22 protein-coding genes and 1 pseudogene are annotated in these 23,895 nt (G+C 73.1%); 16 read left to right on the top strand and 7 right to left on the bottom strand.

Features of this window, described 5'->3' with window-relative positions; all coding sequences use genetic code 11:
• The 15 genes and pseudogenes from ACQB60_RS20925 to ACQB60_RS20855 all read left to right on the top strand — a co-directional run.
• Positions 1–94, top strand: a pseudogene (locus tag ACQB60_RS20925) (phage tail protein); the annotation flags it as partial.
• Positions 91–1,470 carry an NADase-type glycan-binding domain-containing protein gene (locus tag ACQB60_RS20920; RefSeq protein WP_496927533.1) on the top strand — a complete coding sequence of 460 codons (1,380 nt, stop codon included), beginning with the start codon at positions 91–93 and terminating at the stop codon, positions 1,468–1,470. The pseudogene ACQB60_RS20925 and the gene ACQB60_RS20920, both read left to right, overlap by 4 nt.
• A gap of 133 nt (positions 1,471–1,603) precedes the next feature.
• On the top strand, positions 1,604–2,158 hold the full coding sequence (locus ACQB60_RS20915) for a SigE family RNA polymerase sigma factor (protein WP_496927532.1): 555 nt from the start codon (positions 1,604–1,606) through the stop codon (positions 2,156–2,158).
• Complete coding sequence (locus tag ACQB60_RS20910) at positions 2,155–3,549, top strand: outer membrane protein assembly factor BamB family protein (RefSeq protein ID WP_496927531.1); 1,395 nt, start codon at positions 2,155–2,157, stop codon at positions 3,547–3,549. Before ACQB60_RS20915 ends, ACQB60_RS20910 begins: the two co-directional genes overlap by 4 nt.
• Positions 3,550–3,709: 160 nt before the next feature.
• A complete protein-coding gene (locus ACQB60_RS20905; protein ID WP_496927530.1) occupies positions 3,710–4,084 on the top strand; it encodes a hypothetical protein in 375 nt (124 codons plus the stop codon).
• 64 nt (positions 4,085–4,148) lie between these two features.
• Complete coding sequence (locus ACQB60_RS20900) at positions 4,149–4,592, top strand: hypothetical protein (RefSeq protein WP_496927529.1); 444 nt, start codon at positions 4,149–4,151, stop codon at positions 4,590–4,592.
• A gap of 414 nt (positions 4,593–5,006) precedes the next feature.
• Positions 5,007–6,347 (top strand): ATP-binding protein, encoded by a 1,341-nt coding sequence (locus ACQB60_RS20895; protein WP_496927528.1) that lies wholly within the window; start codon positions 5,007–5,009, stop codon positions 6,345–6,347.
• 2 nt (positions 6,348–6,349) lie between these two features.
• Positions 6,350–6,766: a roadblock/LC7 domain-containing protein gene (locus ACQB60_RS20890; RefSeq protein ID WP_384841165.1), complete on the top strand. Its 417-nt coding sequence runs from the start codon at positions 6,350–6,352 to the stop codon at positions 6,764–6,766.
• Positions 6,763–7,119, top strand: coding sequence for a DUF742 domain-containing protein (locus tag ACQB60_RS20885; protein WP_496927527.1), 357 nt, complete (start codon positions 6,763–6,765; stop codon positions 7,117–7,119). Before ACQB60_RS20890 ends, ACQB60_RS20885 begins: the two co-directional genes overlap by 4 nt.
• Positions 7,097–7,708, top strand: coding sequence for a GTP-binding protein (locus tag ACQB60_RS20880; protein ID WP_496927526.1), 612 nt, complete (start codon positions 7,097–7,099; stop codon positions 7,706–7,708). Before ACQB60_RS20885 ends, ACQB60_RS20880 begins: the two co-directional genes overlap by 23 nt.
• The gene (locus tag ACQB60_RS20875; RefSeq protein WP_496927525.1) at positions 7,705–8,913 is read left to right on the top strand and encodes a cytochrome P450; all 1,209 of its coding nucleotides are present in this window, start codon (positions 7,705–7,707) and stop codon (positions 8,911–8,913) included. Before ACQB60_RS20880 ends, ACQB60_RS20875 begins: the two co-directional genes overlap by 4 nt.
• A gap of 13 nt (positions 8,914–8,926) precedes the next feature.
• The gene (locus ACQB60_RS20870; RefSeq protein ID WP_496927524.1) at positions 8,927–10,159 is read left to right on the top strand and encodes a cytochrome P450 family protein; all 1,233 of its coding nucleotides are present in this window, start codon (positions 8,927–8,929) and stop codon (positions 10,157–10,159) included.
• A gap of 390 nt (positions 10,160–10,549) precedes the next feature.
• Entirely contained in the window at positions 10,550–11,941 is a 1,392-nt protein-coding gene (locus ACQB60_RS20865) for a lanthionine synthetase C family protein (RefSeq protein ID WP_496927523.1), read from the top strand.
• Positions 11,942–11,948: 7 nt separating this feature from the next.
• Positions 11,949–15,365 carry a lantibiotic dehydratase gene (locus ACQB60_RS20860; protein ID WP_496927522.1) on the top strand — a complete coding sequence of 1,139 codons (3,417 nt, stop codon included), beginning with the start codon at positions 11,949–11,951 and terminating at the stop codon, positions 15,363–15,365.
• A gap of 260 nt (positions 15,366–15,625) precedes the next feature.
• Positions 15,626–16,621 (top strand): MerR family transcriptional regulator, encoded by a 996-nt coding sequence (locus ACQB60_RS20855; protein ID WP_496927521.1) that lies wholly within the window; start codon positions 15,626–15,628, stop codon positions 16,619–16,621.
• 134 nt (positions 16,622–16,755) lie between these two features.
• Here the strand turns inward: ACQB60_RS20855 and ACQB60_RS20850 are convergent, their stop codons facing one another.
• The 4 genes from ACQB60_RS20850 to ACQB60_RS20835 form a co-directional block, all read right to left on the bottom strand.
• Positions 16,756–17,913 carry a S1 family peptidase gene (locus ACQB60_RS20850; RefSeq protein ID WP_496927520.1) on the bottom strand — a complete coding sequence of 386 codons (1,158 nt, stop codon included), beginning with the start codon at positions 17,911–17,913 and terminating at the stop codon, positions 16,756–16,758.
• 227 nt (positions 17,914–18,140) lie between these two features.
• Entirely contained in the window at positions 18,141–18,944 is an 804-nt protein-coding gene (locus ACQB60_RS20845; protein WP_496927519.1) for an alpha/beta fold hydrolase, read from the bottom strand.
• Between the two features lie 107 nt (positions 18,945–19,051).
• The gene (locus ACQB60_RS20840) at positions 19,052–19,516 is read right to left on the bottom strand and encodes a nuclear transport factor 2 family protein (protein WP_496927518.1); all 465 of its coding nucleotides are present in this window, start codon (positions 19,514–19,516) and stop codon (positions 19,052–19,054) included.
• Positions 19,513–20,160 carry an HD domain-containing protein gene (locus ACQB60_RS20835; RefSeq protein WP_496927517.1) on the bottom strand — a complete coding sequence of 216 codons (648 nt, stop codon included), beginning with the start codon at positions 20,158–20,160 and terminating at the stop codon, positions 19,513–19,515. Before ACQB60_RS20835 ends, ACQB60_RS20840 begins: the two co-directional genes overlap by 4 nt.
• A 133-nt stretch (positions 20,161–20,293) precedes the next feature.
• Between ACQB60_RS20835 and ACQB60_RS20830 the strand changes: the two genes are divergently transcribed.
• Positions 20,294–21,277 (top strand): GlxA family transcriptional regulator, encoded by a 984-nt coding sequence (locus ACQB60_RS20830; RefSeq protein ID WP_496927516.1) that lies wholly within the window; start codon positions 20,294–20,296, stop codon positions 21,275–21,277.
• A 55-nt stretch (positions 21,278–21,332) separates the two neighbouring features.
• Here the strand turns inward: ACQB60_RS20830 and ACQB60_RS20825 are convergent, their stop codons facing one another.
• From ACQB60_RS20825 to ACQB60_RS20815, 3 genes are all read right to left on the bottom strand, one after another.
• Entirely contained in the window at positions 21,333–21,857 is a 525-nt protein-coding gene (locus ACQB60_RS20825; protein ID WP_496927515.1) for an HPP family protein, read from the bottom strand.
• Positions 21,858–22,102: 245 nt separating this feature from the next.
• Positions 22,103–23,167, bottom strand: coding sequence for an endonuclease/exonuclease/phosphatase family protein (locus ACQB60_RS20820; RefSeq protein ID WP_496927567.1), 1,065 nt, complete (start codon positions 23,165–23,167; stop codon positions 22,103–22,105).
• A gap of 23 nt (positions 23,168–23,190) precedes the next feature.
• Positions 23,191–23,808 carry a M15 family metallopeptidase gene (locus ACQB60_RS20815; protein ID WP_496927514.1) on the bottom strand — a complete coding sequence of 206 codons (618 nt, stop codon included), beginning with the start codon at positions 23,806–23,808 and terminating at the stop codon, positions 23,191–23,193.
• Between the last annotated feature and the right edge of the window lie 87 nt (positions 23,809–23,895).

Here is a 23,895-nt window from a genome sequence, read left to right as displayed (position 1 = left end):
GGCGGGCCTCGACGCGCTGGTGGCCGCCGCCCGCCCCGCCCACATGCCCTACTCCGTCACCGTCACCGCCGCCGAAAGGACCCTCGAGTCATGACCACGCAGAACTGCACCGAGTGCGACGCCCGCGTGGAACCCGGTCAGTCGTTCTGCGACGCCTGCGGTGCCGTCCTCAGCTGGAACACGGCCGGGGCGCGCTCGGGGGCGGCGTCGGCCGCGGGCTCGGGTGCCCGGGCCGACTCCGGGTCCGCTTCCGGGTCGGGGGCTGCTTCCGGGGCGGGGGCCGAACCCGGCCCGGGCTGGGACGCCTTCGCCCGCCCGGCCCGTACGACGCCATCGGCGCCCGCCGAGCCCGATGGCGCCGCCCCGGCCCCGCCCGCCACCGGCCCGGTGCCCAGCCCGGCGGCCGAGCCGCGCGCCACCGACTCCGGCCTGCCCCGCCGCCCCCACACGGACGCGCCCCCGGAGCCCCCGGCCACCGCGCGACCCGCTCAACCCCCCGCCAACGACCCGGACATGACGGACACGGCGCCCAACGACCCGGTGCCCAGCGATCCGCCGCCCCCGTACACCCCCGGCCCGGAGACCGTCCGCTCCCTGCTGGTGCCCGTCTCCGAGCCGACGGCCGCCCCGCCGCCCCCGGCCGTGAGTCCGGTCCTGCCCGGCCGGCCCGACACCGAGCGCCCGCAGGTGCGCGTGCCCGGACCGCAGCAGGGGCCCGGCAACGGCCTGCCGTGCCCGTGGTGCTCCACCCCCAACCGCCCCGACCGGCACTTCTGCGCCCGCTGCGCGATGCCGCTGGCCGAGACGGAGGACCAGACGCCCGCGCCGCTGCCCTGGTGGCGCCGGCTCATGGGCCCCGGCCGCAACCAGACGCCCTGGGCGGGTGAACGCCCGCGGCTGCGCCGGGTGTTCGACCACATCGGCACCTGGATCACCTGGGCCATCGTCGTGACGCTGCTCATCTTCGCCGCGGTGAACCTCCCCGACGGCATCCAGGCCACGCGCGACCACTTCGCCAAGCGCGCGCCGGTCGAGCCCGACGGGATCCGTGCCTCGCGCTCCTACGAGGGCCACCCGGCCAAGCTGGCCATCGACAAGCTCAACAACACCTGGTGGGGCCCGGGGGTCGTGCAGTCGGGCCAGGGCGAGTGGCTCGAGCTGAGCTTCGTCCGGCCGACCCGGCTGCTCGACGTCATCATCACGCCGGGCACGTCGACCCGTGCGGACCAGATCGGCAAGTCCGCCCTGCCGCACCGCGTGAAGGCCACGGTCACGAAGAAGGACGGCTCGACCGCGAACCGCGAGCTGTCCCTGGACCCGGGCGCGGGCCCGCAGCGCCGCGACTTCCGCGTGGGCGAGGTCACCAAGGTCCGCTTCACCATCGAGTCGGCCCACGCCGCGAACGACAAGAAGCAGGTGGCCATCGCGGAGATCGAGCTCTTCGGCCGCTCGGACGGCAGCCGCACCTGAACCCACCCGCTGGCACGACAGACGCGCTTGCGGCGACCGGCTTCCCGGTCGCCGCAAGCGCGTTTCACGTACGAGGCATAGATTGCCGCGGGTCCGCGCGTCCTTGGGGGCGTTGAGAAACAGGAGGGGGCCCATGGACCCGCAGGACCATGACAGATTCCGGGACTTCGTCGACACCAGATGGAGCGCCTTGCTGCGCCTGGCGAACCTGCTCACCGGCGGCGACCGGCACGAGGCCGAGGATCTGCTGCAGAGCGCTCTGATGAAGGCGCTGGGGCGCTGGCGGCATGTCGAGGACCCGGAGAGCTACGTACGCAAGGTGATGTACCGGCAGCAGATCAGCCGGTGGCGGCTGCGCCGGCCGCACCGTGAGCCGACGTTCGCCGCACCGCCGGAGGGGCTCGGCGTGTCCGACGGCACCTCTGCGGCGGACCTGCGCATCGCCGTGGGCCAGGCGCTCGCCCGGCTGACCCCGCGCCAGCGCACGGTGCTGGTGCTGCGCTACTTCGAGGACCTGTCCGAGACGGAGGTGGCGCGGGTCCTCGGCTGCTCGGTGGGCACCGTCCGCAGTACCACGCACCGGTCACTGGCCCGGTTGCGCCGCCTCGCACCGGAGTTGGGCGCTCCGGCGGAACTGGCCACGACCACCACCATGCGCGGTCCCGCGCCGAGGGGAGCACACACGTGAACACCGACCACCCCGATCAGCTGGACCGCACGCTCCGCGACGTCCTGCAGAACTGGACCCCCGACTCCCCCGACGCCGCCGGCTCCTCCGGTGCTCCGGCGGGCATCGCCGACCGTCTCGTGCGGCGCCGTCGGCGGCGGAACCTCGCCCGCGTGGCCGGGGCTGCTCTCGGTCTCGCCGGGATCACGGTCGGCGCGGTGCTCACCACCGGGGCGGGCGGCGACGACGGGGCGCAGCCGGCCTCGCGCCTGAGCACGCACAGCAAGCTGCTGTGGCGGACGACGTTGCCCGGCGCCTCCTGGGACGCCTGCGCCACCGGCTCGGGCGGCGTCTACTGCCGGGGGCCGGAGCACGATGCCGTGGGCGTGAACGCCCGTACGGGAAAGGTCACCTGGCAGCGCAGGTCCGCGGACGCCCACGGGGGCCGCACCCCGGCCGGATCGGTGCCCGGTGTCCGCGACGGAGTGCTCTACACCTTCGCCGACCACGCGCCCGGGGCCGGTACCCCCGGGACGGACCTCGTCGCCCTCGACATGGCCCGTCAGAAGGTGCTGTGGAAGCACAAGATGGCCGACGACAGCCGGGGCCGGTCCTCGGCCGTGCTCTTCGACGGCGGGATCCTCGCCAACACCCCGACGTTCAAGAGCGTGGCCGCGCTGGACGCGAAGACGGGCCGGACGCTGTGGACGTACAAGTGGAAGAAGGCCGACTGCGAGCGGACGGCGATCGGCGGCGTCCCGTACCTGCTGTGCTCGCCCGACAGCGAGAAGGCGCCGCAGCGCAGCACCGTCGTCCGGCTCGACCCCGGCACCGGCACCCCGCGGACGGTCGCCACTGTCAAGGGCCCGACCGCCTCCGTCGGCACGGACGGTGACACGGTGCTGCTGGCCGCTCCCACCGGCAAGCCGAAGTCCCCCACTTCTCCCGGCCCCGCCACCTTGTACCGCGTCGACACCCGCTCCGGGGCGACGACCCAGCACCGCATCGACAGCCTGCCGACGGGCGTGGTCGCGGACGGCAAGATCCTGACGCCGCGCCGGGGCGACGAGGTCGTCGCGTACTCGGCCAGGGACGGCCGACGGCTGTGGTCGCGCCACCTCGGGCTGACGCTGCGCGAGGAGCAGCGCGGCTCCGGCCTGCGGGAGCTGCCGTCCGCCGCGGCCGTGGACCTGTCCGCCCGCATGGCCTACTACCTGTCTCCTTCGGGCCAGTTGGTCGGTCTCGACCTGGACAGCGGGGTGGTCCGCTGGCGCGGTCAGGTCCGGCTGCCGGAGCGCCCGGTGGAAGCCGGGATCGCCCCCGAGCTGATGCCCTACGGCCACGGCCTCATCGGGCAGTCGGGCGGTGAACTCTTCCGGATCAAGCCGGTGTTGGCCCCGGCCGGTCCGTAGCCGGGGTCGGGCCCCTGTCCCGGACACCCGTGAGCCGCCTCGGTGAGCAGGCGGGACACCGCGGCCGTGTCCGGGACAGGGGCGGACGGTTGTGTGTGCCGCAGCGCCCTCGTGATGCTCCTCGGCGAAGCAGACACCCAACCGACGTGGGGGTACGTCCATGGCTCGCATCAAGTTGAGCGCACGGTCCAAGGTGACGGCCGTCGCGGCCGCCCTGGCCGCCGGAGTCGCGCTGATTCCGCTGTCGTCCGCTGCCGCGGCGCCCACGACAGCACGCGGTCTCGGCGGCGGTGTGACGCTCGTCGCGTCGGCGGGCGCGTCGTACGAGTGCCCGCGGATCCACACCACCGACAGCTACGCGTACACGTGGTGCCGCGTCTACAGCGGCCAGGTGCGGCTGATCGCCGACTGCGTCCGGCAGCCGGACATGGCCTCGAACTGGATCTACAAGAAGCCGGGGAATCCGACGCAACGGCTGCAGGCCGGCCCCTGCGTGGTCGGCGTCGGACCGCACAGCGGAGTCCAGTCGGGCTGAATTCGCCGTCCAGGGCGCCTCATTCGTGGTGACCTGCCGTCACTTTCCGTGCAGTGGAGGAACATTGAAGAGGGCTGCTTTATCGCTCGCCGCAGCGACTTTCGGCGCGACCGTTCTGTTCGCGGGCGCCACAACTCCCGTACAGGCCGCGCCGGCCTGGGACAAGTCCGTCAAGTGCCAGCGGGAGGACCCGGACAACCGTGTCATCCCCACCCGCGTGGGCAATGGCGCACTCGGCTGGAGGCATTTCTCCGGACCGCACAACATCAAGAAGTGCTCGGTCGTCAATACCGCACTCAAGAACAGCCCGGTGGCAAAGGACGGCGCCCGCCTGACCTATGAGGGATTCGTGGTCGGCGAGGGACGCCACATAAAAGTCATCGCCATTGTCCAGTACGCGCGCAGGACCTCGGACAGGCAGTACGACGCGGGGGCGGGCCAGCGGATCGGTGTCATCACCGCATACTGCGACGGCATGAACAGGTGCCCAAACTGGGTCAACCAGTAGCGTCCGTATACGGTGTGTCTTAGGGCGGCATGCCGGGGGACGCCCCCGAGGCGGCTTATGACCTCTTCGGGCAGGGCCGAGGGGGCATCAGCGGCCATCAGGTCTGGCTGCGGGGGATCTGGCACAACAAACGATGGACACGACAAGATATCGTTTACCTGCGACGGCCAACTGGCGACTATTAGCCGCTAGTTGGCCGAAACGCGTGCCATGGGACGATTGCCGCGACTGAGAGATACCAGGAAGTGCTGATGAGTTCGGTGAGATACCCGGTTGCCCGTCAACTCCCATGGCCCGCTCCGTAGGTGGCCCCCGCCCCCAGCACGGCGATCCCTTCGGCCCGGCCACTTCCCCCTTGGCCGATCGCGTGCGCCGGGTGGCCGCCTCTCCCCCTTTGAACCCGTAGAGGACGTGATGACAGACCTGATACAGGCAACCTCCGTGGTGCCTTCAGTTCTGGCCCTGGCCGCCGGCGGCGCGGCCTGGCGATTCTGGGACCAGTTCCGAGGTGAGCGCACCACCAGCGCCCGTCTCCGGGAGCAGGCCGAGGAGATCGCCAGACAGCAGCGCGCCACCGAGGCCGTGCTGGTGCAGCTCGCCGACGCCGTGATCCCCCGTCTCGGCGCCGCGGCGGAGCGCGAGGGCGACGGCCACGGCGTCGACATCCAACTGCCCGAGGCGCTGGTCAACACCGTGCTCGCGCAGCGCCTGACCGAACTCGCCGGCTCCGCGGCGCACACGGTGCGCAAGGTGCAGTACGACGCGCAGACCAGTGCGGGGCTCCAGCTCGCCGAGGCCCACGAGGCCGCGCAGGGCGACGTCGCCCGCGCCCGGGAGAGCGCCGAGGCGTCCAGCCGGGCGGCGGTGCGCGCCGTCTCCTCCGCGATGGTGGGCATGGCCTCGAAGCTGAGCCAGCGCGTCAGCCAGGGCGTGCGGCGGCACGAGGGCGACGAGGCGTACGAGACGCTGGTCGGCATCGATCACCCCACGCAGCAGATGCTGTTGGTCGCCCAGAACTATGTGGTCCTCTCCGGCGGCAAGCTGTCGCGGCGCTGGCCCGCCACCCCGATGACCGACGTGGTGCGGGCGGCCATGGGCAGCATCGAGGAGTACGAGCGGGTCGAGCACCAGGAGCTCGACGTCACGATCACGAGCCGGGCGGTCGGGCCCGTCGTGCACGCCCTCGCGGTGCTCCTGGACAACGCGGTGCGCTACTCCCCCTCGTCGGCGCGGGTGCATGTGGCCTTCCAGGAGGGCCATCACGGGGTCTCGGTCATCGTGGACGACGCCGGTCTGCGCATGAACGAGGAGCAACTGGCCTGGGCCCGCAGGATCCTGACGGGCGAGCAGCGCGACGACATCAACCAGCTCGGCGCGCACCCCCAGACCGGGCTGCGGGCGGCCGCGGCGCTGTCCCACGACTACGGCTTCCGGATCGACCTGGAGGCCCCCAACCCCTTCGGCGGAACGCGCGTCTACATGTTCATCCCCAAGGGCCTGCTGACCGCCGCGGTCCCGCCGCCTGCCCCCGCCCCCGCGCCGGCGGCCGAGCCCGTCGCCGAGCCGGTCGCCCCCCAGCGCACCACCGCCAGCGGCCTGACCGTCCGCTCGCGGCGGACTCCGGCCGCGAGCACTCCGGCGGCGCCGTCCGAGGGCCAGGCGGCGCCGGGTCGGCCCGCCATCGCCGCCGCCTGGGCGAAGGGGACGCGCAGCGCACGCACCCAAGACCCGACCACCACGCACGAAGGAGCCTGACCGTGACCACCGGCAACGAACTTGGCTGGCTGCTGGACCGTTCACTGGGCTCTCTCGACGGCGTCCGGCACGCGGTGCTGATGAGCTCCGACGGGCTGCTGCACTCGCGGACGTCCGACATCGGCCAGGACGAGGCGGAGAAGTTCGCGGCGATCACCGCGGCCGTCCGTGCGGCGGCGCTCGCCTATGACGAGGAGACGGGCGGCGGGGGCACCCGGCAGGCCCTGATCGAGCTGACCAACCACGTGGGGCTGATCACGCAGGCGGGCGGCAACACGATGCTGTCGGTGCAGACGACCGGCCCCGACGCTGACATCGGCCTGATCACCCATCACATGCTGGAGCTGGCCCAGCGGGTGGGTCATGAGATGAAGGTCGCCCCGCGGCAGCCTTCCGAACAGGGCACAGCGACGGCATGAGCGGGCCGCGGCGAGACCCGGACCTGGTCAGACCCTATGTCCGTACCGACGGGCGAGTTCGCGCGGACCCGGAGGTGCGCCTGGAGACCGTGGTGCTCGCCGCGAGCGGCTCGACAGAGGGCCTCGGCGCCGACGCCCGGCGGGTGATGGGTCTGTTCGCCCGTGCCGACGGCGGCGGCCTCGCGGTCGCCGACATCGCGGCCGCCCTGGAGTTCCCTCCCTCCACCGTGCGCATCCTCGTCTCCTCCCTCATCGACGCGGGCCTGCTGACCCGCCCCGTCGCCGCCCGCGACGACGAACCCCAAACCGATCTGCTCCAGGAGGTACTGCGTGGTCTCCGCGCCCTCGTCTGACGGCCTCATCTATGTGCCACCCGGCGTGACCCGGTCCGCGAAGATCGTGATCTCGGGGAGCTTCGCCGTCGGCAAGACGACGTTCGTGGGCAGCGTCTCCCAGATCCCGCCGCTGCGGATGGAGGAGCGGATCACCCAGGCCAGCGCCGGGGTGGACGACCTGGCGCGCACGCCGCGCAAGACCACCACGACCGTCGGCATGGACTTCGGCAGGCTGCACCTGAGCGACGCCCTGGTGCTGTATCTGTTCGGCACCCCCGGCCAGGGCCGCTTCCGCCCCATGTGGGCGGGGCTGACCGAGGGCGCTCTGGGGGCCCTCGTCCTGGTCGACACCCGCAACCTCGAGGCGTCCTTCGAGATCCTCGCGCTGCACGAGGAGCAGGGCACCCCGTACGCCGTGGCGGTCAACCTCTTCGACGGCGCCCCGCGCTACGACCTGGACGAGATCCGCCAGGCCCTCGACCTGGACCCGCACACGCCGCTGACCACGTGCGACGCGCGCGAGGGCACCTCCAGCGTGCTGGCCCTGATCACTCTCTGCGAATACCTGTCCGACCTGAACGCACCCGCTTTGGAGCCCCGCCCGTGACCAGCCCGACCCCGCCCGACGCGGCCCCCGAGCGCCGGATCGCCCTGCACGCAGCCGAGTTCGCGGCCGACCCGCACGCCGCGTACGAGCGGATGCGGAAGGAGTTCGGGCCGTTCGTCCCCGTGGACCTCATACCGGACGTCCCGGCGACCCTCGTCATCGGCTACGCCCAGGCCCGGCGCATCCTCAACGATCCGCTGCGGTTCCCGGCCGACCCCAGGGTGTGGGAGCAGTCCGTCCCGGAGACCTGCCCGGTCCGCCCGATGATGGAGAGCCGTCCCAACGCGCTGCGCTCGGCAGGACCCGCGCACACCCGCTACCGGTCCGCGAACACCGCGGCGATCGACGGCGTCGACCAGCACGAGCTGCGCACGCTGGTCGAGCAGGTCGCCGACACCACGATCGCCGAGTTCCGCGAGGCCGAGGGCGCCGACCTGCTGACCCAGTACGCCTGGCCCATCGCCTTCCGCGTGCTGAGCGCCCTGCTCGGCTGCCCGGACGAGGTGGGGCAGCGCATCGCCGACGGCATGGCCAAGATCTTCGAGGGCGTGGACGCCGCCAGCGGCAACCAGCTCCTCACCGAGGCCGTCGCTGATCTGGTGGCCCTGCGCCGGCGGCAGCCGGGCGACGACATCACCTCCCGGCTCCTCGCCCACTCCTCGGGCCTGGACGACATGGAGATGCTCCACCAGCTCGTCACGCTCTACGGCGCCGGCATCGAGCCGCTGACCAACCTCATCACCAACACCGTGCTGCGGATCCTCACCGACGACCAGTTCTCCGGTGACCTGCACGCGGGCGGCTCCTCGGTCCGCGAGGCGCTCGACTCGGTGCTCTACACCGACCCGCCGCTGGCGAACTTCTGCATCAGCTACCCGCCGCACCCCGTCGACGTCGACGGGTTCCTGCTGCCCGCGCACCAGCCGGTTCTCATCTCGATGACGGCCTGCAACAACGACCCCGCCCTCGGCGACCAGCGCACCGCGAGCAACCGCGCCCACCTGTCGTGGAGCACGGGCCCGCACGCCTGCCCCGCGCGTCCGCACGCCTATCTCATCGCCGAGACGGCCATCACGCACCTGCTCGACGCGCTGCCCGAGATGGACCTCGCCACCGCAGCCGAGGACCTGGTCTGGCGCCCCGGGCCGTTCCACCGGGCGCTGACCGCCCTGCCCGTCCAGTTCCCCGCCGCCGCATCCGTCTGAAGGGACTCGCCCCATGGCCCTGCCCACGAAGCCGATCGTTCTCGACCCCTCCGGGGCCCAACTGCACGAGGAGCACCGGCAGTTGCGCGCGCACGGCCAGGCCGTCCGCGTCGACGTGCTCGGCGTGACCGCCTGGTCGGTCTCCGACCCCGCTCTCCTCAAGGAGCTGCTGACCAGCCCGAACGTCTCCAAGGACGCCCGCGCGCACTGGCCGGAGTTCGGCGAGGTGGTCCAGCGGTGGCCGCTGGCCCTGTGGGTCGCGGTGGAGAACATGTTCACCGCCTACGGCTCGGACCACCGGCGCCTGCGGCGCATGATCGCGCCCGCGTTCAGCCACCGCCGCGTCACCGCGCTGACGGAGAGCATAGACACGGTCGTCACGGACATCCTCGACCGCCTGGACGCGCTCCCGCCCGGCGAGATCGCCGACCTGCGCGAGCACCTCGCCTACCCGCTGCCGATCGCGGTCATCTGCCGGCTGATGGGCGTGCCGGCCGAGCAGCAGGACGACTTCCGCGTGCTCGTCGACAACATCTTCTCCACCACCCTGACCGCCGAGCAGTCCGAGGCCAACACCAAGGCGGTGTACGAGGTCCTCCACGAGCTCATCGCCGCCAAACGCGCCGAGCCCGGCGACGACATGACCTCGCTGCTGATCTCCACGCGCGACGAGGACGACAAGGGCGGACTGTCGGAGGACGAACTCCGCGACACCCTGCTCCTGATGATCAGCGCCGGTTACGAGACCACGGTCAACGTCATCGATCAGGCGATCACGCAACTGCTCGCCCACCCCGACCAGCTCGCGCTCCTGCAGTCGGGGCAGGCCGACTGGAGCGACGCCGTGGAGGAGACCCTGCGGCTCGAACCGGCGGTCAAGCACCTGCCGCTGCGGTACGCGGTCACCGACATCGTGCTGCCCGACGGCCAGACCATCGCCCAGGGCGAGGCGATCCTCGCCTCCTACGCGGCAGCCAACCGCCACCCCGACTGGCACGGCGAGACCGCCGACGACTTCGACATCACCCGGACCGTCAAGGACCATCTGGCCTTCGGCCACGGCGTCCACTTCTGCCTGGGAGCTCCGCTCGCCCGCCTCGAGGTCATCACGGCCCTGCGCCTGCTCTTCGAGCGGTTCCCGCGGCTGGAACTCGCCGTGCCCGCCGAGGATTTGACGCCCGTCGGCTCCCTGATCAGCAACGGTCACCAGACCCTGCCCGTCCGCCTGCGGCCCGCCACCGCCTGACGGTTGCCCTTTTGGGCAATAGCGAACGGCGCGCACCCCCTCCTAGCCTGGCGATGCATGGCACCCCCAAGCGTCGGAGGGAACAACATGAACGAACCATTCGAAGCAGCCGACGAATTCGCTCTCGACCTGCGCGTCCGGTACACGGAAAACCCCGCTGACGGCGCCGCGTTGGTGACGCTGGAGCCGAATTGCGGGGCGGGCACGTCCAGGGCCTCGTGTCCCGGGGCCGCGTGCGGCTGACGCCGGGTCCGTGACGCGGAGGCGGCCGCCACGGAGGGCGTCGCGGTTTCGCATCCTCGAAACCCGCGAGCCCTCCGGGTGGCCGCCGTCTTTTCCTTGCCGGGGCCGGAGGGGAGTTCATTGGTGGAGTCTCGTGGCGCGCGAACGGTGAGCGATGACGAGGCTCGGGCACTGGCGCGCGACACAGCCGAGCGGCTGGTGGCATCGGCGGGGACCGGGACCGCGTCACCGGATCTGGGCGAGGGCGCTCCGGGCATCGCACTCGCTCTCCTCCACGCGGCTGAACTATTCGACGACGACGGCTGTCTGCGCGCCGGTCAGCTCCAATTGCGCCGCACCGCCGAGGCGACCGCCACCACTCCCCTTACCTCGGCAGGGCTTTACAGCGGAACCGCCGGGATCGTCTGGGTGGTGGCGGAGTACGCCCGCCGGGAATCGCGCTATCTCCCCACCCTCACCACCATGACCGACCAGCTCGCCCGCCAGTCCCTGGCCCTGAGGCACCCGTTGTCGGCCGGAAGCGTCGCCCCGTACGACTACGACGTCCTGGAGGGTGCGGCGGGCCGCCTGGCAGCGCTGCTCAAGGCGGCGGAGGTCCTGGGCCGCCCCGCGACGGGTGCCACGCGCGAGGCGATCGACGACCTGGTCGACTACCTCCTGGCGCTGACCCACGCCGACGGCAGCAGCGGCGTCAACGGCGACGGCGTGCCCAAGTGGGTGTGCACAGCGGCCAGTTACCCCACCGCCCTCGGCACCGGAGCCGAGACGGCGACCGGGCGGTGGTACGCGGAGACCTTCCCCGAGGGCCACTTCAACCTCGGGTTCGCCCATGGACCGCCGGGCGTTCTCGCCGCCCTGTGCCGCGCCGACCTCGCCCGCAGCCACGGCGTCGTGGGCCGGGACGGACGAGGCGATGCCCGGGCGCGCCGGGTGCGACAGCGGATCGACGCTCTCGTACGGCAGATCGACGCATGGCGCCTCGACGGCCACGACGACCCGGCCTGGGCCGCCCTCGTCCCGCCCGACCCGGCCACCGGCCTGCCCGACACCGGCGCCGCACAGGAACCGGCTCGGGCCGCGTGGTGCTACGGCGCGCCCGGCATCGCCGCGTCCTTGCTGTCGGCCGCCAAGGCGTCGGCGGCGTGCGGGACACCGGGCGGCGCGGCGGACCTGGCGGCGGCCGCGCTGCTCGGCGTCCGTCGCGCGCCCGCAGAGCAGCAGCGCCTCTTCTCCCCCACGGTGTGCCACGGGCTGGCGGGGCTGCTGGCCATCTGCGGCCGGGCCGCCGCGCACACCCGGGCTCCGGAGCTGCGGCAGATGTGTGCCGAACTGCGGTCGCGGCTGTGCGCGTACGCGGATCCCGACCATCCCTATCTCTTCGCCGACCGTCCGGTCCCGGAGCGGCCGGAACACCGGCCCGGCCTGCTGACCGGCGCGGCCGGAGTCCTGCTCGCGCTGCTGGGCAGCGTGTCGCCCGAGGCGGCCGCGTGGGACGAGGTGCTGTTCCTGACCCGGTCCGAGTCTCAGTCGAGGGTGTGATGGCGACGTGAACCATGCGGGTGCCGGCTCCTACCAGGCATGCGGATTCTTCCTCCTCAGAGCGCCCGCTCTGCCCGCCCGCCCCCTGCTCGACCTGTTGAGCTCGCTGCCCGTGGCCGAGCACGCCGCCGGGCGCTCCGGCCGCTCGGGGCCCTCCGACACCTGGCAGGACGACTACGCCGACCGGCTGTTGAAGCTGTGGGGCGCCCCGGGCGTGGCCGATGCCGTGCGGGTCGCCACCCCCGACCTGGCGGACGCCGTGGACCGGTTCGACGGACTCACCGGCAAGGACCGGCGCCGGGCCGTGCGCAGCCTCGGCCGCTATCTGAACCGGATGAGCTTCCGGGCCACTCCCCTGGGCCTCGTGGCGGGCGTGGCCACGGGCGTGTTCGGCGACGGGCAGCGCATGCGCCTGGGCCCGTCCGCCATCGGCAGGGCCCGGGCCCGCGCCGACTCGGGATGGGTCATGCACCTGGTCAAGCGGCTGGCCTCGGGCGATCTGCGCCACGCCCCGGGACACCCGCGCACACGCCCCGGACAGCTGCGGATCCGCAGCAACGACCTGCTGCATACGGCCCGCGGCCGCGTATGGCTGCCCCTGGCCGACGCGTACGGACAGGACGGCACGGCCGACGTGCGCCCCGACGGCCCCGGCACGCCCGGCCACCACACCCACGACCAGGCCCACGAGTGTGAGAGCGACCCGCGCAGGAGCGGCCGTCGCAGCGTCAGCGTGCGCCTGACCGCCCCGGTGCGAACCGTACTCGACCTCACCCGCACGCCGGTGACGCTCGACCACGTGGCCGCCACGCTCAACGGCGCCTACCCGCAAGCCGGTTCGGAGCGGATCGCCGCCCTGCTGGACGGTCTCCTCGACAACGACATCCTCATCACGGCCGACCGCCTCCGCCTTCTCACTCCCCCGGAGATGCGCACAGCGGACGAGCCGCTGCGCTCGCTGCTCCCTGCGGTCACCGACCCGACCGCCGCCCGGGTGCTCGGCGACGTGGAGGCCGCGATCGACGCGTTCAACCGCGACGAGATCCCCGTGGCGGAGCTGCTGGAGGCGGCGGACGGACCGCTGCCGCTCGCCCTCGGCGGACACCGCGGCCCGACGCTGCAGATCGACTCCGGCCTCGCCGTCGACGGGCCCCTGGTCCTGCCCCGGCCGGTGGCCGCGCTGGCCGGGGAGGCGGCGGAGGTGCTCGCCCGCGTGGGCGGTGAGCGGCGCTATCCCCCGCATCTGGCCGCGTACGCCGACGCGTTGAGCGAACGGTACGGCCACCTCTCCGAAGTCCCGCTGCTCGAGGTGCTGTCCGCGGAGACCGGCCTGGGTCCGCCGCGCGGATACCGCTGCCCCCGCCGGGAGTTCCCGCTGCCCGGCGTCGACCGGGACCCTCCGGCACGGTCGGCGCGCGAGGCCGTGCTGGCCCGCCTCGCCGCAACGGCCCTGGCGCGCCGGGAGACCCGCGTCGAGCTCGACGACCGCGTCCTCGACGAGCTCGCCGAGGCATCGGCCGCCCCGGACGGCGACCGGCCGCCGCCACCCGCGCTCGACCTGTATCTGCGGCCCGTGCCCCCGGGCCCCGGCCAGGAACGGTGGCGTGCCGTCTGCAACAACCTCGGGGTGGCGCTGGGCGGCCGGACGTTCGCCCGCTTCCACGACCTCCTGGACCCGGACGCCCGAGCCGGGCTGCACGAGCTCGCCGCCGCCGAGGAGCGGAGCCTCGGCGACACCGTCTGCGCCGAACTCACCTACCTGCCCGGAAACGCCCGGCAGGCCAACGTCGCGATCCGCCCCGCCGCCCACACATGGGAACTGCCGGTCAACGTCGCGCCGGGCCGGGACGAGGAGCACGTCCTGCGCCTGGACGACGTGCTCGTGGGGGCGGCCGAGGGGCGGCTCCACCTGCGCAGCCGCTCCCTGGGCCGGCCGCTGCACGTCACCCAGCGCACGCTGCTCAACTGGCTGGGGGCGCCGAACCCGTGCCGGTTCCTGCTGGAGGTCTCCGCGGCACAGTCGGGTCCGGTCTCCTCCTTCGACTGGGGCGAGCTCGCCGGGACGATGCCGTTCCTGCCGCGCGTCGAGCGCGGGGACCTGGTGCTGCGCCGCGCGCGGTGGCGGCTGCGCCCCCAGGACCTCACCCTGCCACCCAGTGCGGCCCCGTCCGCCTCGATCCCTCAACAGGGAGACGGGGTACGGGAGTTCGCCGCCCGCGTCGGCGTGTGGGCCGAGACGTGGATGGTGCCGCGCCTGGTGAACCTGGTCAGCTTCGACAACACCCTGCTGCTCGATCTCACCAGCGCACCCGGCCTGCACGAACTGCGTGACTCGCTGGCGCGGTCGCCCGAGGAGGGGCTCCTCCTGGAGGAGGTGCTGCCCGACCCCGAGCGGGGCCTTCTGCGGGACGCCGCCGACGAGCCGTATGTCTGCGAGGTCGTGGTGCCCGTGCTGCGACGCGCGGGACGGGACCAGGCACCGGCACCGGCACCGACACCGGGCGGAACAGCCGTGCGCCCGGCGGGAGTTCGCGCCACCGAGCCGCCGGACGGGCGGCACAAGCCAGTCGGCAGCGACTGGCTGACCGTCAAGCTCTACGCCGAGCCGGATGCCCACGACGCGCTCATCGAGGCGGGCCTGCCCACCGTGGCGGAACGGATCCGCCCGTGGTGCGGTGCGGACGCCCTGTTCTTCGTGCGCTACGCCGATCCGGCTCCGCACCTGCGCGTCCGCTTCTTCGCACCCGATCAGGCCACGCGCCCCGACGTGCTGCGCGAAGTCACCGACTGGGCCTACGACATGGCCGCCAAGGGGCACATCGTCGACCACTCCTTCGTCGGCTACCGGCGCGAGGTCGAGCGCTACGGGGGCGGTGAACTGATCGCCCACGCCGAGGAGTTCTTCCGGCACGACAGCACGGCCGTCCTCCCGCTCCTGCGCCACCTGCGCGACGGCGGCAGCGGACTCCCCCACACCGACCCGGTCCCGTTCCCAGGCACGGACGCGGGCCTGGACGCCGAGCGGGTCACCCTGGCCGCCCTCAGCGTCGACCGGCTCTGCGCCCACCTGATCCCCGAGGCCGACGCGCGGCGCGACGTCGCCCGCGCCGCGGCACCCCGCACCGCGGGCGGCTCCCTGTACCGGGCGGCAGGACCGGGACTGTGGGCCGCGCTCACCACGGACAACCCGGTCCGCTCGCTGCTCGACGGCGCCGACGCCGCATGGCGACCGGCAGCGTCGCCGCTGGCACGTCGCCTCGCCGGACCGGAGCACACCGGTGAACCGCAGGCGGACCGTGCCGCCGTGGTCAGGAGCCTGCTGCACATGCACTGCAACCGCATGGGCCTGAGCCGGACGGAGGAAGAGTCCTGTTACGGGGTGTGGCGGCGCCTCCTCGACCGGGCCGCGCACCTGCCCCGCTGACGACGCGGCCCGGCGCGGCGTTCAGGGGCGCGCGGGGTGTGAACGCACCACCGACAGTGCGTTCACACCTCACGTCGGCCGCCTCCTGCGGCGCCCCTCCTGAGGCCGCGACTCGGGGTCTCGGAGCCTCAGGAACTGGGGGGTGTTCCAGAGCCTCAGGAGACGACGTCACGCCGTGCCAGGCACGGCGCAACACGCAGCGTCCACGAGCCCAACTCGTCCGGCAACATGCGTCGTTGATGCGTCGTATGGTGTGCGCCATGGCTCCTCGCCCCGATCCCACCGAGGCCGGCGCCGCCCTCACCACCGGCGCGGTCGCGCGACGTCTGGGAGTGGCGGCGACCACCCTTCGTTCCTGGCAGAGCCGCTACGGCATCGGCCCCACGGCACGCCACAGCGGTGCGCACCGGCACTGGACCGCCGCCGACCTCGCCGTACTGGAGCACATGCGGCGTCTGACCAACTCCGGGGTGTCCCCTGCCGAAGCGGCCCGTACGGCCCTGACCTCGGCCCCCGCTCCCGGGCGGCCTCGCACCGGCACCGCCCACGCGGACGCGCACGACCACGCTGCGGGCCCTCCGCCGCCCCCGCTCCCGGAGACCCTGCGCCGACGCCGGGGCCTGTCCAGGGCCGCGACGCGACTCGACGCACCGGCGATCCAGGACCTGGTGAGCGCGGCGATCGGCGACTACGGCGTGATCGGCGCCTGGAACGACGTACTGATGCCCACGCTCCATGCGGTGGGCCGCAAGTGGGAGACGGAGGGGGAACCCTACGTAGAAGTCGAGCACCTGCTGTCCTGGCACGTGTCGAGTTCCCTGCGCCGGGTCGTGCTCGACGCCTCCGCCAGGCGGCCGGACTCCGGCGTAGCCCTGCTGGCCTGCGTGCCGGGCGAGGAGCACACGCTCGCCCTGGAGTGCCTCGCGGCGGTCATGGCCCAACGCGCCCTGGCCTTGCGGATGTTCGGCGCCGCGGTGCCGCCCCAGGCCCTGGCCGAGGCGGTGCGCCGCACGGGTTCGATGGCCATCATCCTGTGGTCGCAGTGCCGCAGTACCGCCGCGAAGCACCTCGCCGCGCAGCTGGCGTCCATGGAATGGGGCGTGCGCGGCGCCCGCACCCGGCCCACCGTCCTGCTCGCGGGCCCCGGCTGGTCCGGCATCCGCATCCCGGGCACACGGCACCCGTTGGGGCTCGTGGAGGCCGCCGACGCGATGGAGGAGCTGCTGACGGCGCCGCTCGCGACGGCGGGGCGTTAGGGCCTGTCCGGCGCGCGGCCGGGCCCCGCGCCCGGGATGACGGCAGGGCGCTGGACGGACCGAGGTGGACCGGTGCGGCGGTCTCGTCGCCTCCGCCGCACCGGCCCGGCAGCCCTCCGGCCCCTCGGTGCGCGTCAGGCCGTGTGCAGGGTCAGGCCATAGCGGTTGAGGATCTCGTTGACCGGCTGGAACCAGGTCTCACCCCCGCTGCCGCAGTTGCCCCAGCCGCCGGACGTGACGCCCTGCGCCTGGTCGCCGCTGATGAACGAGCCGCCCGAGTCGCCGGGTTCGGCGCACGCGTTCGTCTTGGTCATCTGATGGACAGCGCCCTGGCTGTAGTTGACGGTCTCATTCTTGGCGAGCACGGTGCCGCAGTGCCAGTGGGAGGTGGAGCCGGAGCGGCAGATGGAGGCGCCGACCGGGGCCTCGCCCGAGCCGCGCACGAGCTGATCGGAGACGGTGCCCCAGCCCAGGACGACGGGGACGGTCCACCACCCGCTGCCGACGTTGACCCAGGCGTAGTCGTTGTCGGGGAACGAGGAACCCTGGAAGTTGCCGATGAACGACCCGTCCCAGCCGTTGACGCCCTGGCCCGCCCCGCCGCAGTGCCCGGCGGTGACGAAGCCGCCGTGCACGGAGAACCCGATGGAGCAGCGGACGTTGCCGGTGTAGTACGGGTCCCCGCCGACCGTGCCGGCCGCGAGGGTGCCGGGCTTGTGGTGCGTGACCTGGACGGACACCGGCCCCGCCCGGTGCGCCCGCGCCAGGAAGCTCTTGACATCGTTGTCGCGACGCTGGTCGCCGAGGACCTCCACGACGACCTGGTTGGCCTTCCAGTCGACGCGCCAACTGGCCACGCCCGCCGGGGCCTTGAGGGCGTCCAGGTGCTTCTTGGTCGCGTCCAGGCGCCGGGCGCTGTGGGTGACGACCTCGACGGCCGCACCGGTGGCCCGCACCTTCGCGGCCCTGCCCGGGTCGGCGACGGCGACGGTCAGGCGTCCGTCCCGCGGGGTGAACCAGGAGCCCGCGTAGCCGGACCCGGCCGCGGACCGGGCCTTCTTCTCGACGGCGGCGGCCTTCTTCTCCGTGGCGAGCCGGTCGACGGCCTCGCTCCGGGTGAGCCCGAAGTCCCGCTGCATGGCGGCGAGTACACCATCGGACGCCGGTGCGCGCCCTGTCTGCGGGGCGGCGTTCGCACCGGACGCGGGGACGAATCCGGCCGTGGCGCAGGCGCCCGTGACGAGGAGCGCGGACAGCATGGAGCGCAGTGTTCTCGTTCTCGTACGTCTCATACGGATCGGCCTTTCGTTGTTCCAGCGGTGTGGGGGTGGAACAGCACGGCCTGAGAGCGCTCTCAGGCGGTGGCGGTGTGGAGACTAGCGAGGGATCGTGAGCAGGTCCATGCCAGGGCCGCGACGCGATTCGGGCAATCTCGCACGGCCCGCCACCGTAACGGGGCTTCGCTGCCAGGGAGTTGGCGACCGTCGTGTCGGACCTGGGTTACTTCACTGCCCGGTTGTCAGCCGAAGGCCCGTTCCGCCGCCTCCCGGATCACCTCCGCCAGCGTCCCGGGAGCGGTGCGGTGTGCGGCGTGGCCCTGCCCGAGGAGGGTGACGACCCGCGCGTGCGGCAGGGCGTCCGCCAGGTCGGCGATGCGCTGCCGCAGGTGGGCCGGGCTGCGTTCGCCCGCCACCAGGGTGGTCGGCACGTCGAGCGATGTGAAGCGGTCGACGCCGACACCGAGCGCGTCGATCGCGTCGGTGTCGGCGAGGCCCGCCTCCGCCTTCGCGGCGTACGCGGCCCGCGTCTTCGGGTCCGCGGTCAGCGCCGCCACCACCTCCGGGGGTTCTTGCGCGATGTCGCGCAGATGGATCCGCATCACCTCGTCGAAGTCCCCGGCGTCGAGGGCCGCGCGGGCACGCCGGGCCGCCCCCGCTCCGACCAACGACGTCGTGGGGACCGGCGGATCGTAGAGAACCAGGCCCGCCCACAGCTCGGGCGCCCGCACCGCCGCTTCCAACGCCGCGACCGCCCCTGAGGAATGCCCGACCAGCAGCGCGGGCCGGTCGAGACGTGCGGCGATCGCGCGCACGTCCGCCGCCTCGACGGCCATGGAGTGGTCCTGCGGGACGACCGCCCCGGGGACGTAGATGCGCCGGGCGATCCGGACCACCCGGAAGTCGCCGATGAGTGAACGCGCCACACCGTCCCAGCAGTTGGCGCTCCCAGCGCCCCAGTGCACCAGGAGCAGCGGGGGCCCGCTGCCGTCATCGAGAGCAGTGACGGGCGTGCCGTCGGCGGAGGGTGCGACGAGGTCGGCCATGCGGCTCATTCTGCGCCGCACGGCCGACGGCGGTGTCACGGCCCCCGAGTCCGCTCCGCGTCGGCTCCGGGCCCGCCCGCCCGTTCTGCCCCGGTCTGCGAGAACGGCTACGGCTTCGTACGCGGTCCGAAGATGCTGCGCTCCTTCTCGTCGATCGGCACGTCGTTGATGCTCGCCTCGCGCCGCCGCATCAGGCCGTTCGGGTCGAACTCCCACAGTTCGTTGCCGTACGAGCGCCACCACTGGCCGGCCGCGTCGTGCCATTCGTACTGGAAGCGGACCGCGATGCGGTTCTCCCCGTACGTCCACAGTTCCTTGCGCAGCGCGTAGTCCCGTTCGCGCCGCCACTTCGCGGTGAGGAAGTCCTCGATGGCCGCCCGGCCGCTCAGGAAGGTGTCGCGGTTGCGCCACTGGGAGTCGGGTGTGTAGGCGAGGGCCACGCGGTGAGGGTCGCGGGTGTTCCACGCGTCCTCCGCCGCCTGGACCTTGGCGAGGGCGTCGGCCTCGGTGAAGGGCGGCAGGGGCGGGCGGGGCGTCTCGGCGGCGGTGTCCGTGGCGGGTGCGGTGTTCATTCGGCCCACCCCGAGTTCTCGATGACGTCGACGAAGTCGGTGCGGACGAAGCCGGGGGTGTGGCGCGCCAGCACGTCCGCCTTGACGTTGCCGAACGTGGTCTGCGGCCGGTGCGCGATGCCGTCGTGGAAGGCGTGCACGATGCGCCGCTTGAAGTCGGGGCGCGGGTGCGCCGCCACGACCTCGGCGCGGACGGCCTCCGGCACGGTGTCGAGCCCGATGCCGAGGACGTCGAACTCCACTCCGGCGGTCACCAGCGCCACTTCGGGCTCCATCCGCTCCGGGATGCCCGGGGTGGTGTGCAGGGCGATGGCCGTCCAGACGCGGCGGACGCCGTCCTCCGGGATGCCGTGGGCGGCGAGGAAGCGGCGCGCCTCGTCGGCGCCGTCGAGTTCGAAGCGCTGGTGGTCGGTGCGGTACTTCTCGGTGAGGCCCAGGTCGTGGAACATCGCGCCGACGTAGAGGAGTTCGGGGTCGTGGCTCAGTGCGCGGCGCGTTCCCGCGAGCGCCGCCCACAGGTAGACCCGCCGGGAGTGGTCGTAGAGCAGGTCGCCGGCGCACTCGCGGACGAGTTCGGTGGCCTCGCGGGCGAGTCTGCTGCCGGGGATGTCTACGCCGGCGATGCGTTGGACGGCCGCGGTCATGGTGCCTCCAGGTCGGTTCAGGACGTTGCTGTGCTGCTGGACACGAGCCTGGCGCGGCGGGGCCGCCGCACGCGATGTCCATACAGACAGGCACCCCACACATTTGGACACGGTGTTCGGCTAGCCTCTCCCCATGTCCTCGAAGCTTCCGTCGCCCCGCTCCATCGTGGTCCTCGCCTACGACGGTGTCCGTCTGCTCGACGTGACCGCGCCGCTCGAGGTGTTCTCCACCGCGGCCGCGCTCGGCGCCGCCTACGAGGTGGTGCTCTGCTCCCCCGACGGTGCGGAGGTGACCGCCTCCTCGGGCACCCGTCTGGTGCCCGACCGCGCGGCGGACGCGCTCGGCTCCCCGCACACCCTGATCGTGCCGGGCTCCCCCGAGCTGCCGCTGCGGCCGGCACCGGAGCCGTTGCTGACCGCCGTCGGCGAACTGGCGGCCCGCTCCGGCCAGGTGGCGTCCGTCTGCACCGGCGCCTTCGTGCTCGCCCGCGCCGGGCTGCTCGACGGCCGGCGTGCCACGACCCACTGGCGGCACACCGCGCTGCTGGCCCGCGCCCATCCCCGTACCGCCGTCGAGCCGGACGCGATCTACGTGCGCGACGGCCGCGTGTTCACCTCGGCCGGGGTCAGCGCGGGCATCGACCTCTGTCTGGCGCTGGTCGAGGCGGACGAGGGCCCGGAGCTGGCCCGTGAGGTCGCCCGCGACCTGGTGGTCTTCCTCCAACGGCCGGGCGGGCAGTCGCAGTTCTCGGTCCCGGCCCGCACGCCGCGCCCGCGCCACGACGTGCTGCGGGTGGTCCTCGACGCCATCCACGCCGACCCGGCCGCCGACCACTCGGGCCCGGTGCTCGCCGCCCGCGCGGGAGTGAGCGTGCGCCACCTCACCCGCCTGTTCGCCGATCAGGTCGGGCAGACGCCCGCGGCGTACGTGGAGGCGGTGCGGTGCGAGGCCGCGCAGGGGCTCCTGGAGGCCGGGGAGCCGGTGTCGTCGGCGGCGCGGCGGTCGGGCCTCGGCAGCGACGAGTCACTGCGCCGCGCCTTCATGCGGCGGCTCGGGGTGACGCCGTCGGAGTACCGGGCGAGGTTCCGCAGCGCCGGGGCGGGTGCGGCACGGTGACGGGCTTCCCGCCGTCGTTCGGCGCACGGCACAGCTTCGCGGGCGGGAGGAGCCGTCACCACCAGTAGACCGGGTAGCGCGGCGCGTGCTTGGCCCGGCCTGCGACGATGCCCGCTCCGACCAGGAGGAGGGTCGCGGTGGTCAGCAGCGTCAGGAAGCGGGGTGCGGCGGGCTGCTGGAGCACGACGATGACGGCGCTGGCCGCCGCCGGGGAGTGCGGGGTCCTGGTGATCATCATGGCGCCCAGGGCCAGTCCGCCCGCCAGTGCGGCGGCCCACGTCGAACCGCCGCAGACGGCCAGCACCAGATAGCCCAGGAGCGCCGACAGGAGGTGGCCGCCGATCAGGCTGCGGGGCTGCGCGAGCGGGAGCGTGGGCGTGCTGTGGACGAGGGCGGCGCTGGCCGCGAGCGGCGGGATGAGCAGCGGTTCGTGCAGAACGGCGCCGGTGGCGGCCAGGAGCAGCAGCACGGATATCGCGGAGGCGGTGGCGTGCAGGGTGTGCCGGTGGCCGGGGAAGGCGGGGGCGCGTCCGGCGAGGGCACGCCGGACAGCCGGGCGCGGTGAGGTGTTGAGGGTCATGCGTCTCTCGGGACCTGGGCCTGGGGCCCTGACGTGCGGGCAGGAAAGGAGCGGTCCCGTGCTGAGCGCAGCGCGCCCCGTGATCGACGTGGCTGACCTTGCGCCGATCTTCCGGTAGGGGCGGCACAGTCCGGCCCCCTATCCAACCAGCGGGTGATCGCGACGCCGCAGGTGGCCCCTTTGCCCGTACGGGGACGGGGTGCCCCCCGAGCCCTCCGAGGGCTCGGGGCGCCGGGGTGCGGGGCTCACCAACTGATGCCCGCCGCCACCGGCAGATGGTCGCTGCCCGTCGCCGACAGGACCCGCGAGCTCTCCGCCACCACACCCCGGACCAGGATCTGGTCGATCCGCACCATGGGGAACTTCGCCGGCCAGGTGAAGCCGAAGCCGTTCCCGGCCTCGGCCTGGGCCGAGCGCAGCTGCGAGGTGATGCCGTCCAGGGCGCGGTCGTCCGTGGTGCCGTTCAGGTCGCCGAGCAGCACCGTCCGCTTGTTCCGCTCGGCGGCGAGGGCGTCGCCGAGCGCCTTCGCGTTGCGGTCGCGCGAGTCCGTCCAGAAGCCGCCCCTGGGCATCACCCGCACGGATCCCAAGTGGGCCACGTACACCGCAAGCGGGCCCTTCTCGGTGGTCACGGTGGCGCGCAGCGCCCGGGCGTCGACGAGCTTGACGGCGTCCGGCTTGGCGTCGCCCAGCGGTCCCACGTCCTGCTGGATGTCGACCGGGCGGGTGTCCGACAGCGGCAGCTTGCTCCACAGCCCGACCGTGCCCATCACCGTGTGGTGCGGGTACGCCTTCGCCAGGCCCTTCTCGTACACCGGCCTGGCCTGTGTGCTGATCTCCTCCAGGGCCAGCACGTCCGCCCCGGAGGCGGCCAGGTCGCGGGCGGTGGCGGCCGGGTCGGGGTTCTCGGCGCTGACGTTGTGGCTGGCCACGGTGAGGTCGCCGCCCGTCTGGGACTTGTCGGTGAGCAGCCCGCCGAAGAGGTTCAGCCAGACCGCGGCGGGCAGCAGCAGCGCGACCAGCGCGGTGGCGGAGCGGCGCCACAGCGCCCCGGCGAGGAGCACCGGGATGAACACGCCGAACCACGGCAGCAGGGACTCCACCAGGCTGCCGAGGCCCCCGCGGTCCGTGATCTGCGCGTGCAGCAGCATGAACAGGCCCAGCAGCAGCGCCAGCGCAGCGAACACGAGGCCGCGCCGCCAGGGCCCCGGCCGCTGTGGCTTCTGTACCGCGTCCGCCGCGACCGCGGTGTCCGCCGTGTCCCGTGCGACCGCGGTGCCGGCTGTGCCCGCCGTCTCCGGCTGCTCCATCGTCTGTCCTCGTTCGCTGCTGGTCACTGCTGCATCCTCGGGTCCTGGGTGGGGTCGGCGTACATGCGCGGGCAGCCGTGGTCGATCGCTTCGGGGCGCAGCTCGTAGTGCCAGGCTTCGTTGCGGTAGATCTGGCACAGCCCGTACGCGGCGCCGTGTGCGGACAGCCACGCCGTGGCTTCGGAGCGGCCGAGGTCGACGGCGTCGCCGGACACGTGCGGGGAGGTCGTCGCGGTGGCGACCCATCGGGCGGCCTCTTCCTTGGACCCGTACTCGGAGATGGCCTTGCGCAGAAGCCGGTCCTGGTACTCCGGGGAGCGCCAGCCGCTGTTGACGTAGAACTCGATTCCGCTGCCCGCGGCGTCCGTTGCCGCCCGGCGCAGGGCCCTCAGCAGATCTGCGTCGAGCTGGGTCACGGCCGGGGTCGCGTCGTCGAAGACCGTCACACCGTCGGGGACGGCACCGTCGGCGAGGGACGAGCCGGACGAGGAGGTCCGCGTCTCGTACGTGAAGGCGGCGGTGAGGGCCGCCACGACGACTATCAGGACGACGACGAGGAGCCAGCGGATCCGGAAGGCCGATGTCCGTGCTGACGGTGGGCGTGCTGACGGTGGGCGTGCTGACGGTGGGTTTCCAGTCATGCCGCCAGTCAAGGCAGTGCGGTGTTGCCGGCACGTATGCGGTTTTCGATATGTGGACGATATGGAGCGACTCGTAGCATCGAGAGC

The sequence above is a fragment of the Streptomyces odontotermitis genome (assembly GCF_050510915.1).
In the GTDB taxonomy this organism is placed as follows: Bacteria; Actinomycetota; Actinomycetes; order Streptomycetales; family Streptomycetaceae; genus Streptomyces.
This window is presented reverse-complemented; position numbering and strand designations above follow the sequence as displayed.